The organism is Prosthecobacter dejongeii (assembly GCF_014203045.1).
Lineage (GTDB): Bacteria > Verrucomicrobiota > Verrucomicrobiia > Verrucomicrobiales > Verrucomicrobiaceae > Prosthecobacter > Prosthecobacter dejongeii.
Window position 1 is genome coordinate 37,223 of the sequence record NZ_JACHIF010000005.1, and the last position, 12,552, is coordinate 49,774.

The 12,552-nt window shown below is 56.6% G+C and carries 11 protein-coding genes; 6 read left to right on the top strand and 5 right to left on the bottom strand.

The genetic code is table 11. The features are described from left to right. The first annotated feature begins 46 nt into the window (after positions 1 to 46). On the top strand, positions 47 to 775 hold the full coding sequence (locus HNQ64_RS12750; RefSeq protein WP_184209142.1) for a methyltransferase domain-containing protein: 729 nt from the start codon (positions 47 to 49) through the stop codon (positions 773 to 775). Between the two features lie 65 nt (positions 776 to 840). Further along, complete coding sequence (locus HNQ64_RS12755; protein WP_184209144.1) at positions 841 to 1,536, top strand: thermonuclease family protein; 696 nt, start codon at positions 841 to 843, stop codon at positions 1,534 to 1,536. Positions 1,537 to 1,549: 13 nt separating this feature from the next. On the opposite strand, the gene HNQ64_RS12760 is transcribed toward HNQ64_RS12755, so the two are convergent. Continuing rightward, complete coding sequence (locus HNQ64_RS12760; RefSeq protein WP_184209146.1) at positions 1,550 to 2,416, bottom strand: M23 family metallopeptidase; 867 nt, start codon at positions 2,414 to 2,416, stop codon at positions 1,550 to 1,552. Positions 2,417 to 2,461: 45 nt separating this feature from the next. Next, positions 2,462 to 3,088 (bottom strand): preprotein translocase subunit SecG, encoded by a 627-nt coding sequence (secG, locus tag HNQ64_RS12765; protein WP_184209148.1) that lies wholly within the window; start codon positions 3,086 to 3,088, stop codon positions 2,462 to 2,464. Positions 3,089 to 3,526: 438 nt separating this feature from the next. On the opposite strand from secG, the gene HNQ64_RS12770 reads away from it, so the two are divergent. Then, the gene (locus HNQ64_RS12770; RefSeq protein WP_184209150.1) at positions 3,527 to 4,609 is read left to right on the top strand and encodes a ribonucleotide-diphosphate reductase subunit beta; all 1,083 of its coding nucleotides are present in this window, start codon (positions 3,527 to 3,529) and stop codon (positions 4,607 to 4,609) included. 114 nt (positions 4,610 to 4,723) lie between these two features. Further along, positions 4,724 to 8,014 carry a ribonucleoside-diphosphate reductase subunit alpha gene (locus tag HNQ64_RS12775; protein ID WP_184209152.1) on the top strand — a complete coding sequence of 1,097 codons (3,291 nt, stop codon included), beginning with the start codon at positions 4,724 to 4,726 and terminating at the stop codon, positions 8,012 to 8,014. Positions 8,015 to 8,505: 491 nt separating this feature from the next. On the opposite strand, the gene HNQ64_RS12780 is transcribed toward HNQ64_RS12775, so the two are convergent. Together HNQ64_RS12780 and HNQ64_RS12785 are read right to left on the bottom strand one after the other, a co-directional pair. Further along, a complete protein-coding gene (locus HNQ64_RS12780; protein WP_184209154.1) occupies positions 8,506 to 9,372 on the bottom strand; it encodes a hypothetical protein in 867 nt (288 codons plus the stop codon). Positions 9,373 to 9,395: 23 nt separating this feature from the next. Continuing rightward, on the bottom strand, positions 9,396 to 9,587 hold the full coding sequence (locus HNQ64_RS12785; protein WP_184209156.1) for a DUF4062 domain-containing protein: 192 nt from the start codon (positions 9,585 to 9,587) through the stop codon (positions 9,396 to 9,398). 209 nt (positions 9,588 to 9,796) lie between these two features. Between HNQ64_RS12785 and HNQ64_RS12790 the strand changes: the two genes are divergently transcribed. Together HNQ64_RS12790 and HNQ64_RS12795 are read left to right on the top strand one after the other, a co-directional pair. Continuing rightward, the gene (locus tag HNQ64_RS12790) at positions 9,797 to 10,198 is read left to right on the top strand and encodes a hypothetical protein (protein WP_184209158.1); all 402 of its coding nucleotides are present in this window, start codon (positions 9,797 to 9,799) and stop codon (positions 10,196 to 10,198) included. Positions 10,199 to 10,288: 90 nt separating this feature from the next. Then, positions 10,289 to 10,828, top strand: coding sequence for a hypothetical protein (locus tag HNQ64_RS12795; RefSeq protein WP_184209160.1), 540 nt, complete (start codon positions 10,289 to 10,291; stop codon positions 10,826 to 10,828). Between the two features lie 972 nt (positions 10,829 to 11,800). Here the strand turns inward: HNQ64_RS12795 and HNQ64_RS12800 are convergent. After that, positions 11,801 to 12,532 carry a transposase gene (locus HNQ64_RS12800; protein ID WP_184209162.1) on the bottom strand — a complete coding sequence of 244 codons (732 nt, stop codon included), beginning with the start codon at positions 12,530 to 12,532 and terminating at the stop codon, positions 11,801 to 11,803. Between the last annotated feature and the right edge of the window lie 20 nt (positions 12,533 to 12,552).

The following is a 12,552-nucleotide window of genomic DNA, read 5'->3' on the forward strand; positions in this document are numbered from 1 at the left end:
AGCTGTTGCTTCCACCCCTTGCCGCCCAGGCGTAGCCTCAGGCTCCATGAATATTTACGAAACCCGCTGCCTGCTCGATGAATACCTGCTCTTTCACTACGGGGCCACACACGAGGTGCTGCCCTGGGCGGACGGGCCGCAGTCGGCACTAGGTTTTGCCGTGCGTACGGTGACGGAGCTGGCGGACTTTTCCCGGCCGTTGGAAACGGCCCTGGACCTGGGCTGTGCCGTGGGCCGTTCATCGTTTGAGCTGGCGAAACGCGCCTCCACCGTGCTGGGCATGGACTACAGCCACAGCTTTGTGGAAGCTGCGGCCCAGTTGATCCAGCAGGACCTGCCCTACCAGCGGGTGGATGAAGCTGCCGCCACTACGGCCCTAGTGGCCCAGGTGCCAGCGGATTGCCCACGCGACCGTGTACGGTTTGAGCAGGGCGATGCCATGGATTTGCGGGCTGATTTGGGCAGTTTCGATCTCGTTCATGCGGCCAACTTGCTGTGCCGCCTTACGGATCCCGCTCTGCTCATCGCCCGGTTGCCAGACTTGGTAAAGCCCGGCGGCCAGCTTTTGCTGACCACGCCCTGCACTTGGCTGGAGGAGTTCACCCCCCGCGGCCATTGGCCTACGGGCTCCACCCGCGACTGGCTGAAGCAGGAGCTTTCCGCGCATTTCGACCTCGCACAGGAAAAGGACCTGCCGTTTCTCATCCGGGAACACGCCCGCAAGTATCAGTGGAGCGTGGCCCTGGGGACGCGCTGGATCCGCAAGCCAGCCTGAGAGTGGAGGAAACGCGTCTAAGGGCTTGGCAAGCGGCTGGATCGCACAGACAATAGCGGCTGCCCATGCCTCTACGCGACACGTTGCTCAATCTCGCCATCACTGCGGTGCTGGTGCTGATGGTCGTGCTGGGAGGCATCCTGCTGAAGGAAAGCCGCCCTTCACCCCCACCAGCCGTGCCTGTCAGGGTGGCAGGTGTGCCTGGGGAGACCCTGCCGGACGAAGGCGGCAGCCCAAAGGGCAAAGAGGATAAATTCCTCATCTTTCCACGGGCGACCTTGGTGGAAAGCCGCGCCAATGAGGCGGATACCTTGCGTATCCGTATCGGCAATGAGGAGCACATTTTTGTCCTATATTTCATTGATGCCCTGGAGGCCAGCATGAACCACCCCCAGCGGGTGGCCGAGCAGGCGCGCTACTTTGGCCGGACGAATGAGAAAGTCATCACCTCCACGGGGGCAGAGGCTGCGGCCTACGTGGCGGAGCTTCTAAAAACCCGGCCTTTTGAGGTCATCACCCGCTGGGAAAGAGTGCCGAATACCCTGCGCTACTACGCGCTCATCCGTTTTTTACGGGAGGATGGCCAGCGGGTGTACCTCATGGATCTGTTGCTGCGCAAAGGTTATGCCCGGCTGGATGGGGTGGATACACCTCTGCCGGGGGATTCACGAGATCTGCCCACTTACCTAGCAGAGCTGATGAGCCTCTCCCGCAAGGCCCGCGAGGAAAAGCAAGGCGTCTGGGCGAAGGTGGCTTTCTAAAGGCCGGTCAACCCTACTTCGGTGGCTCGACGCCTTCCGTCATCTTGCCTTGTTTCAGGCGAGTGCGCAGCTTTGACCAGAAGTCTTCGTCATCGGCAGAGGGGCCAGACTCAGGCAAATTTGGGTTCGCAGGGCTGGTCGTGGGCATCGTTGGCAGGGTGGGAACCTTGACGGTCTCGTCACCGCCATCGCTGCGGGCATCGGCCAGGGAGCGGCCATACGGGGCGAAGAGGCCCAGCGGCACGGGGTATTTTTGAAAGCTGGTGGGCAGCACCCGGTGCTTGTTGATGAAGTCTGTGGGGCTGTAGTAGTTGGTATTGTCGCGGGCGAACTGGCTGCGGTTCATGCCGATGCGCAGATTCTTTCGCATCTCAAAGTGCAGGTGCACCAGGTACATGCCGTTGTTGCCGCCCATGGTGCCGACGAGCTGGCCTTTTTCCACAGCTTGTCCTACTTTGACCAGTCGCTGCTGGAGGTGGGCAGAAAGGCTGTCCACCATGGCGATTTTGCCCGTTTCATCCCGGTAGGCGTGGCGGATGATGATGCAATTTCCCCAGCCGACGCCGACGTTTTCGGAGATGATCACCACACCGCGGGCGGTGGCGTAAATGGGGGCACCGAGGTCGCTGTCGCCGCCGCCTTTGCCGTTCCAGTCCTCGCCGAGGTGGCCGTTGGGCCAGTAGCCGCGGGATTTGTAGTAGTTGTCGCCGTTGGGCTTGCCCACGGGAAAATCGAAGCCATCGGCAAGCTGGCAGCGGACGAAGCCGTTGGCTTGGAGTTCAGAAATGCTGAGAAGTAAGCCTAGAGCGACAAACAGCCCAGCACACCATGAAACACGGCGTGATGGGCTGCTGAAAAATGCTGAGCCGCCGTTCATCATGGGGCGGGCAAAGGTCGGTTTGTGCTCGGGAATGACGAGCCTGGATTAAGGGTTGGGGGCTGCTGGGGCTGGGGTAGCCGGAGCAGAAGGTGCAGCGGGAGCTGGAGCGGCAGGAGCTGGAGCTGCCGGTGCGGCTGGTTTAGGGGCTTCCACGGCTGGGGTGGTGGCTGCGGCGGGCGCAGGGGCTGCGGCTTCACCGGGCTCCTTCATGGCTGGTTTGGCAGGCTCAGGAGCTTTTGGGGCTTCAGCGGCTGGGGCCGGTGTGGCTGGCTTTGGAGCTTCAGCAGCGGGTGTCGCTGGGGCTGGGGTGGCTGGAGTTGTGGCAGCCGGGGCGCCAGGGGCAGCGGGGGTGACTTCCACCTTCGGAGCTTCAGCCGGGGCTGCTGCGGGTGGTGGGGCATCGAAAATGCGCGCATTGGCTTTCTGGGACTGCTTGCGGGTAACCAGCAGAGCCAGGCTCAGGGTCAGGACAAACAAAGCGACGGCCAGATAGACGGTGAACTTTTGCAAGACGTTCGTGGTCTGTGCGCCAGCGATCTGGGACATCATGCCGTCACCAAAGGAAGCGCCCAGGCCTTCCTGTTTCGGACGCTGCATGAGGACGATGAGAATGAGGAGGAAGCAAACGAGTACCTCCACCACGGTAAGGGTGCCAATCAAAATGTCGACCATAAGGGGGCGCGAATATGGGGGATGTGCGTCTTTTGGCAAGCGCCTTCTGGTGGGGAGGCTTTTAAGACGCTCTCAGAGTCTCCGATTAGGGCGTCAAAATCGTTTCAAAAAGCGGCAGGTGACGATCCCGAAAGGCAGTTATTCACAATGCGTTGGTTTTGAAGGAGTTCATTCGTATTTGGAAAAACTCTCATCAATGAGTGTCTCATTTACGATTTTAACGCCCAAAAAATTTAATCGATGTGGAACGCTTGGCGCTGCGTTGTGAAACATTCTCCGACCCGTTCTATTCCAAAAACACTTTGGCTGAACACAAGATGTTGTGCATAATCCACCCCGGCCAGCGCAACATCTGGTAGTTACCTCTCTCCCTGTTTTCCCGTTCCAAGCCCCTTAAACTCAACCGTTCCGCACATTTCAACCCGATTCTGACATCTCATGGATAAAATCTACAAAATTGGCAATCGTGAGTTTTTTCTAGACGAAGAAAAGGCTGAAGAAGCCTTTGCCGCCAAGAAAGTCATCAATGGTCGGCAGACCATGACCTTCAATTTGCTGCCCCTCAAATATCAGTGGGCTTATGATCTTTATCGCATCATGAAGGCCAACCACTGGGAGCCGGAAGACATCCAGATGCAGAAAGATGTGGAGCAGTGGCGCTCCCATGAAGTTTCCCAGAACGAGCGCTGGATCATCATGATGGGCATCGGTTACTTCAGTGCTGCGGAAGGCATCGTGGGGGACAATGTGCAGCACGTCGTGCGTGAACTGGTCACCGCGCCCGAGTTGAAGCTGGTGCTGGGCCGCCATGCGCATGAGGAAAACATCCACGCGGATTCCCTCCTGTACATGATTTCCAGTCTGGGCATCAATCCGCATGAGTGCGAGGCCATGTTCGAGCAGATTCCCACGATCGTGAAGAAAAACGAGTTCGTGACGAAGCACTCGAACAACCTGCGCCGTGACCTGGACCTGACGAAGCTGGAGAACAAGCAGCTCCTGGCAAAGAACATCTTTGTCTTCGGTCAGTGCATGGAAGGCACGCAGTTCTACGGCCTCTTCGGCATGATCCTCAGCCTGTATCGCCAGAATAAGTTCCCGGGCATCGGCCAGATGTTCCGCTACACGCTGCGCGATGAGTCGAACCACATCGAAGTCTTCCGCAACCTGTTCATGGACCTCATTGAGGAAAATCCAGACATCTGGACCGCTGAGTTCCGCCAGGATCTGGTGGAGACCATGCGCGAAGCCGTGGCCCTGGAAAAAGAATTCATCCGCGATTGCCTGCCCGTGAATGCGGTGGGTCTGAGCGCGGCGGAGTTTGAGCTTTACACCGACTTCATCGCTGACCGCCGCCTGGCAGGTTGCGGCCTGCCTGCCCTGAATCCGGGCGTCACCAATCCGCTGCCTTGGCTGGCGGAGATGATGGACGTGCGCAAGGAGCAGAACTTCTTCGAAGGCAAAGTCACGGACTATCAAAAGTCCTCCTCCCTGGTCGTCTGCTCGGACGACGATCTGTAATCTCTTCACACTCTCCCGAGGGATAGGAAGTTTTCGCTGGAGTCCTCCCGTGCGGACTTCTTATCCTTCCCATTGCCTTGGCGTCCCTCGTCAACCTCATCTCCCGCTCCCACCATGATCCAGGACCTTCTCCACGAAGATAAAGCTCTCAAAAAAGTCGCCCATACCCCGAAAGACCAGAAACCGCGCTTCGAATGGAGCGCGCTGACGGTGGGTGGGGCAGAATCTGCCTCCGCCATCAAGGTGAAGGTGGGTGGGGATGAACGTGACTTCGACATGGGCGAAATCGCCGATACCGTGGGCAGTGCCCTGGCGGATCTGTTCATGGCCCGCCAGAAGGAGAGCGACATTTACAATGAGAAGAACCAGCAGCTCGTGCAGACCATCGCCCGCGCGGTTGCGGATGAGCTGCACCAGCGCACGGCCCAGATTGTCGAGGGAGCCGACAGTCAGGGAGCCCTGAGCGGGAAGGACATCTACCACTGCATCGAGCGTGCCCTGGTCCGGCACAATGCGCATGACGTGGCCCGCAGTCTGGCGGAGCGCCGCAAACGTACAGAGTACGATAGCCTCGCCGATAACAATCTGCCCCAGCCGCTGATCGTGAGCACCAAAGTCATCCGCCGCAGCGGCCAGCTCGTCCCTTGGAATCATAACAAGATCGAGATCGCCGTGCGCAAAGCCTTCCTCTCCATGGAGATGGATTCCTCCCCCGCCGTGCAGGTGGCGGAGGCGGCCAGCCGCTTCGTGGCAGAAGAGGGCAAGCAGTTCATGCACATCGAAGACGTGCAGAACATCGTGGAAGAAGAGCTGATGAAGCAGGGCTTTTTCAAAGTGGCCCGCGCTTACATCCAGTATCGGGCGCTGCGCTCGAAGATGCGTGAGCATGACGAGGAAGCCTCCGTGGCCGCCAGCCAGGAAGATCAGGATCAGCAGGCGCTCATCGTCGTCCGCGCCAGCCCTACGGAGACTTTCTTCTGGGATGGCCAGGACCTGAAAAAGCGCATTGATTTCGCCATGCTGGGTCTGGATCTCTGCCTGACCCGCAATGAGATCGAGATGGAGCTGCGTCGCTCCCTGAATTCCGACATCACGCTGGATCACCTGAAGCAGACCGTCATCCTGAATGCGAAGACGCTGATGCAAAAGGACGCGGACTTTGCCAAGTTCGCCGCGCGTATCCGCCTGAGCTACATTTATGAAGAAGTCCTGGGCTGGGACATCGTGAAAGACGGCATCGAGGCCCTGCGCGACTTCCATCGCCGTGCCTTCCGCCGGAATCTGGCCCGTGGGGTGGAGATTGACCGCATCAGCCCGCGCCTGCTCGAGTTCGACCTGGACAAACTGGCGGAGGCTCTGGAGCCCACGGCGGACATGGACTTCGACTTCCTCGGCATCCAGACCCTGTACGATCGCTACCTCATCGTGGATAAGAAGATCAAGCCTAACAAGCGGCTTGAGGCTCCCCAGCTTTTCTGGATGCGCGTGGCCATGGGCCTCTGCATTCAGGAAAAGGAAAACCCTGAGGACAAGATCATTGCCCTGTACAAGCTGTACAAAGGCCGTCGTTTCTGCTCCAGCACGCCGACTCTCTTTAACAGCGGCACGCTGCACAGCCAGCTCAGCTCCTGCTACCTCTACAAGGTGGATGACAGCATCGAGTCCATCATGATTCGCGGCATCGCGGAAAATGCTTTCCTTTCCAAGTGGGCCGGCGGTCTCGGTGGTTCCTGGACGAGCGTGCGCGGCACGGGTGGTTACATCAAAGGCACCAATGGTGAAAGCCAGGGCGTCATCCCGTTCCTGAAGCTGCACAATGACCAGCTCATCGCCGTGAACCAGGGCGGCAAGCGCCGTGGCTCTGGCTGTGCCTACCTGGAAGTGTGGCATAATGATGTGGAAGACTTCCTGCAACTGCGAGTGAATACCGGCGATGAACGCCGCCGCACGCATGACCTGAACACGGCCAACTGGATCCCGGATCTGTTCATGAAACGCATGGAGACCCGTGGTACCTGGACGCTGTTCCGCGCCAATGAGGTGCCCGACCTGCACGAGCTGTACGGCAGCGCTTTTGAAAAACGCTACGTCGACTACGAAGCCCAGGCCAAAGCCGGCAAGATCTTTGGCCGCGAGGTCGAGGCGCTGGACCTGTGGAAGAAGATGCTGAAGTCCATCTTTGAAACTGGTCACCCGTGGATCACTTTTAAAGATCCGTGCAACGTGCGCAGCCCGCAGGATCACGTGGGGGTCATCCACAGCAGCAACCTGTGCACGGAGATCACCCTGAACACCAGCGCGGATGAAACCGCCGTGTGTAACCTGGGCTCCGTCCTCATTGACAATCACCTGGACGACGCCGGCAACATTGACCACACGAAGCTGCGCGAGACCATCCGCACGGCCGTGCGCATGCTGGACAACGTCATTGACATCAACTTCTACCCCACCGTCGCTGCCAAGACCTCGAACGAGCGGCATCGCCCCATCGGGCTGGGCGTCATGGGCCTGCAGTATGCCCTCTACCGCAAAGGCATCCCCTTTGCTTCCAAGGAAGCCGTGGAGTTCAACGATGAATTCATGGAAGCCGTGGCCTACTACGCCTATGAGGCCAGCAGTGACGTGGCTGCGGAAAAAGGCACCTACTCCACCTACAAAGGCAGCAAGTGGGATCGCGGTCTGCTCCCGCAGGATACCGTGGACCTCCTGGCCCAGGAGCGTGGGGTGGAGATTGACGTCCCGCGCGGCGGCAAGATGGACTGGAGCGCGCTGCGCGCCAAGATTGCCAAGCACGGCATGCGCAACAGTAACGTCCTCGCCATCGCCCCCACGGCCACGATTTCGAACATCATGGGCTCCAGCCCGTGTATCGAGCCGCTGATGAGCAACATGCTGGTGAAGTCTAACCTTTCTGGCGACTTCATGCTGCTGAACCCCTACCTCATCCGCGACCTCAAAAAGCGCGGCCTGTGGACTTCTGACATTCAGGAAAAGCTCAAGTACATGGACGGCGAGATCGAAGGCATCGAAGAGATCCCCACCGACCTCAAGCGCCGCTACGCCACCGCCTTCAGCATTGACTGGAGCTGGCTCATCGATGCCGCCGCCCGTCGCCAGAAGTGGATTGACCAGTCCCAGTCCGTGAACCTCTTCTGCGGTGAGAGCGACATGCGCACCCTTTCCCACATGTATCGCGGTGCCTGGAAAAAAGGTCTCAAGACCACCTACTACCTGCGCACCCGCTCCGCCTCGAACATCGAGAAAAGCACCGCCCAAGTGGACAAGGAACTCCGCGGCGTCATCGGCCAAGGCACCTCCAAAGCCGCCGCTTATACGGAGGAGCAGATCCAAGCTTGTTCCATCGAGGCGATGCGGAATGGCGGGACGTGTGAGGCTTGTCAGTGATTCCTCTTCTTTGAATTGGCACACCACGCATCAGCAGATGCACACCACCCAAACACTTTTCAACATAAAGGCTCGCCAGTGCGCTAACACTGGCGAGCCGGATGGTTGGAACATGCTCGTAGCCCAGCAGCAGAACCGTTTTAAGCGGAGCTGTGTAACGTTCTTTTACGAGACGAAACATGGACAAATAACCGCGCGGCGTCAACCCCTGGGCTTTCATAATTGAATAGAAAGGATTGAAGATTATGCCTCAAAAAATTGGTCGCCACGCTGGTTCCGGTCGATTCACGACGGTCAAAACTGCACGGAGTAAACCAAAAACTCATGTCGTTGAGACAATGAAACGTCGGAAGAGAAAATAAGAAAAGCTTATTTGGCCCCACTGTGAGCATTAACTCATGGTGGGGCTAATTTAGATTGAGCGCGCGGAATAAACTTGGAGAAATTGCTCTCAATAAAAGCTTGGTTAAATTAAATAAAACCATGGCTCCTTAAGACGGTTGCTCGTTAGTGTTAAAGCTAGGAACAAAACCAATCGATGTAACTTTGTCACATACTACGTCCCATTCTAAAGAATTACCTTTGGATATTCCGGGCACGATGGGGATAGTGAGTTGATAGCAACCATCATACCCGATTGGGTAAAGGGAAAGAGTTACTAGCCCATCTTGATGGTTATCCCAATTGTGAGGCACATTTTCTAGTGCTCCATGCATGTTAAAACTCATAGGTCCATCAATCCGTAATTCGGATTTCTGCACACCTCCTGGCATAGAAAAATAAGTTTTCAAAACCATTGGGTTGGAATTACCTAATTGGATTGCTATTTTAAGATTATTATTTTTGAAGCCAACGGCAACTCCTCTTCGCAATGTGCAAATCAATTCTAGCGCGATGGATATCCTCCAGGTCAAATTGAATTGATCATCTTCTCTCGGGTATAAGCTGCAAGATCCTTTATGGACTTCTATTCCTATGTCTGGAGCAGCTTGCTGCACAAAATCAGCTATCTGCGTCCTTAACACCCGATTCTCTTCACTTAATCGAGCAAGCTCATTTGCAGTTAGAGATGATAAACCTTCAGAGCTGCGGATCCATCCGTCACGCGGAGTTGATTGGATTTGCTTACTTAGAGCCAAAATGACTTCGGTTTGAAGGTTACTGGAATTTTCCCAAAAGCTCACAGGCTTCGATTGAATTTTTTTCTTGAATTTATTTAGATGCTTAACTGTTGGTCCTTTATCAATATACGTAGCTTTCCAAGCACAACCCTCCTTTAAGACGAATCCTAGAACTGGAACTCCCTTTTCTACAGCGTAGTCATACTCACGTTCAGTCCAAGAAAGGCCTTTATTCATCGTCCCGTACCGATGGGCAATGATTATGACAAATAATCAGCAACGTCGATTTGACGTTTGATAATCTCCCATTGCTGGTCATTCGCAGCTCCCCACAATTCCATACCTAATGGAAAATGGCCGTGCTGTAGGATAGCTCTCAAAACTGCCTCGCGCTCCTCTTTCAAATCTTCAAACGTGGAGCTAATGAATACGCTGTACTTCTTGTCTGACATAGATATGAGTATTGGATGAAATTAAGAAATTTCCATTTCAATTAATGTTATGCAGATAAAATTAGACACCAGGCAAATGGGAAACAAAGCCGCTTAAACATCTGGCATTCAACGCCTACATTAAGGGCAAATTCCAAGCTTTCTGGCGCAGAATATCTCCAGCCCTCCCTTCCACAACTCCTTAAAAGGGCGAAACAACAAAGCCAAATATGAGACACCCCGAATTTGATGCTTATACCAAAGACCTCAGCGAACTGATCACTTATTCGGTCAAGGACATTGGGGCCTTTCATTTGTACTCCTGGGAGTGGGTGGATAATCTGCATTTCATGCTGCCTCCCTCTCGGCTGATTGAAGACGAGGCCCGACGAACCCAACTGGAAGAGGGGGTTCTCCGCCGCTTTCGCGAGGATGCCGGATGGGAAGGCACGGGCAAGCTGTCCCTGTTGTGGCTTCCTCCCTTTGTTTTTCCGTTCAGCTCAGGTGTACAACCCGAAGGAATCATTGTCTGGCATGTGAAACAGTTTGAAGATGGCATCTCCTATTTCCTTTCGCCAGTGGCTCTTCCTTTTGAATATTTCGTCTCACAAGATGCTAATAATGACAGATAAGATGCCCGCTGAGGAGGCTGTCAGATACGAAATGCAGGGAGGAACATAATGGCGTTGCGACGAACAGGCGCTCCATGCCAGACTCGTCCTATGAAGCTGGACACGAAAGACGGCACGCATCCGCAGCCAGGGTGGCTGGCCTTTTGGTCAAAGGCCCTGAAGCGGGCTTTCTGTGATACCTTTGGCGGCGCTGGTTCGGCTGAAGGAACCTGCCGTGTCTCGGCATGGGTGTCCCTGGTGGCGGCTGCCTGTGAGGAGGTTGGGGATGATTCGGTGTTTGAGTTCAGCCCCTCTCTTCCCGCTGAATGCACCTATGAAGGCTTGGCGAGTCTCATCCTGAGCCTGGGCGCGAAGGATCCGCCTCTCAATGCCATGGTCCGGAAAGTGGCTGCCGATTTTCAACTCTCTGAAAAGCAAAGCCTCACAGCCATTGACCGGACCCTGGGCGGCATGTTCCGCGCGATGACTGGTCGCCCTGGTCCCCGTCCGTCAGCGGACTGCGATCCTGTGGCGACAGCGGCCTTTGACCTCTGCCTCAGGGAGCCGCATTTCATGGACGCCATCTGGCCGGGATGGGCTGGCTGGGTTGAGGAACACCAACGGGCCTATCCTCAGGCCACTGCGACTTGAAATCAAGATCTCCGTGCTCCTGTGGATGGCCTCATGGTGCCTTTCCATTCCGCCGGCTCGACCCGCCCTACGGGCCGGAGGTTCGATCGTTGGGGGCAGGAGATGTGCGGGGCGTTCCAAACCAAGGCGGGTAATTCTGCGGTGGGGTTGGGGGTGAATGCGGTGTCGTTTCCGCAGAACACACCCGCCCTACGATTGATGGCATGTGAGGGATTGTAGGGCGGGTGTGTCCGGCGGAGAGATGGAGAGTGCTTTTGGAGGTGATTGCCGGATTACCCGCCTTTCGGTGGAGGTGGTGTGGACAGGAGATATGCGGGGCGTTCCAAACCAGGCGGGTCATTCTGCGGTGGGGTCAGAGGGTGGATGCGGTCTCGTTTGCGCTGAACACACCCGCCCTACGGGTGGGAGGTTCGGTCTTTGGGGGCAGGAGATGTTTGCGGGGCGTTCCAAACCAGGCGGGTAATTCTGCGGTGGGGTCAGAGGGTGGATGTGGTGTCGTTTGCGCAGAACACACCCGCCCTACGGGTGGGAGGTTCGGTCTTTGGGGGCAGGAGATGTTTGTGGGGCGTTCCAAACCAGGCGGGTAATTCTGCGGTGGGGTCGGGGGTGGATGCGGTCTCGTTTGCGCAGAACACACCCGCCCTACGGGTGGGAGGTTCGGTCTTTGGGGGCAGGAGATGTTTGCGGGGCGTTCCAAACCAAGGCGGGTAATTCTGCGGTGGGGTCGGGGGTGGGTGCGGTGTCGTTTGCGCAGAACACACCCGCCCTACGATTGAAGGCATGCGCGGGATTGTAGGGCGGGTGTGTCCGGCGGAAAGATGGGGAGTGTTTTTGGAGGTGATTGCCGGATTACCCGCCTTTCGGTGGAGGTGGAGTGGACAGGAGATATGCGGGGCGTTCCAGACCGAGGCGGGTAATTCTGCGGTGGGGTGGGGGGTGGATACGGTCTCGGTTGCGCAGAACACACCCGCCCTACGGGTGGGAGGTCCAATCATTGGCTTTCATGATGGCCTCGTTGAACCAGACGGTGGCTTCTTCGGGCTGGAGCTTGGCTTGGACAGGATTTTTGGCGATGTAACGCACGGCCTGGCGGAAGTGGTCGGCGTCCCGGATGATGCGATCAAAGGTTTCTTGCTGCCAGATGCGGCCGCGGCGGCGGGTCATGCGATTGAGAGACTCACTCGAATGACGTTTCCAGGAGCCGGTGAGTTTTTCCACGATCTGTCCTGTGAAAGGGCGGCACAGGGCATGCACATGATTGGGCATGATGACGAAGGCTAGCATCTCATAACGCCGACCGTGGAAGTGATGCAAGGTGAGCTCGACAAGGTGGCGATGGCCTGGATTCCGAAGCAGGCATTCGCCGTGACCGTCATCGAGCAATGACTCGAGCTTGAGCAGATGTCCTCGTTGGAACTCGACCCAAGCTGAGTTTTCCTCGGCGGGTAACTGGCCCTGATGTTTCGCTGCCGTCTCAAGCAGCCTGTGTTTCCACCCTTTTATTTCATCTCGCATCTCCTGAAGGATGGCTGCGGGAATGGAGTCATTGAGACGAAAGGTGGTGAGGTAGGAAGCGCCTGGCTTTCGCCAGTGAGGCAAGTGACGCTCATAGCTTCGGAATTCGGCTTGGGGTGTGAGGCTGTGTGGATCAAAGCCCTGGAAGTCTTCCGGCAAGGGAATGTGCGCGGGGATACGCCAAGTCATGTGGGGATCTTTGGATCGAG

Bases quoted from the DNA above. Each gene is read 5' to 3' on its own strand.
- HNQ64_RS12755 (WP_184209144.1), top strand. From the start codon at position 841: ATGCCTCTACGCGACACGTTGCTCAATCTCGCCATCACTGCGGTGCTG.
- HNQ64_RS12775 (WP_184209152.1), top strand. From the start codon at position 4,724: ATGATCCAGGACCTTCTCCACGAAGATAAAGCTCTCAAAAAAGTCGCC.
- HNQ64_RS12750 (WP_184209142.1), top strand. From the start codon at position 47: ATGAATATTTACGAAACCCGCTGCCTGCTCGATGAATACCTGCTCTTT.
- HNQ64_RS12785 (WP_184209156.1), bottom strand. From the start codon at position 9,587: ATGTCAGACAAGAAGTACAGCGTATTCATTAGCTCCACGTTTGAAGAT.
- HNQ64_RS12770 (WP_184209150.1), top strand. From the start codon at position 3,527: ATGGATAAAATCTACAAAATTGGCAATCGTGAGTTTTTTCTAGACGAA.
- HNQ64_RS12790 (WP_184209158.1), top strand. From the start codon at position 9,797: ATGAGACACCCCGAATTTGATGCTTATACCAAAGACCTCAGCGAACTG.
- HNQ64_RS12780 (WP_184209154.1), bottom strand. From the start codon at position 9,372: ATGAATAAAGGCCTTTCTTGGACTGAACGTGAGTATGACTACGCTGTA.
- secG (WP_184209148.1), bottom strand. From the start codon at position 3,088: ATGGTCGACATTTTGATTGGCACCCTTACCGTGGTGGAGGTACTCGTT.
- HNQ64_RS12795 (WP_184209160.1), top strand. From the start codon at position 10,289: ATGAAGCTGGACACGAAAGACGGCACGCATCCGCAGCCAGGGTGGCTG.
- HNQ64_RS12760 (WP_184209146.1), bottom strand. From the start codon at position 2,416: ATGATGAACGGCGGCTCAGCATTTTTCAGCAGCCCATCACGCCGTGTT.
- HNQ64_RS12800 (WP_184209162.1), bottom strand. From the start codon at position 12,532: ATGACTTGGCGTATCCCCGCGCACATTCCCTTGCCGGAAGACTTCCAG.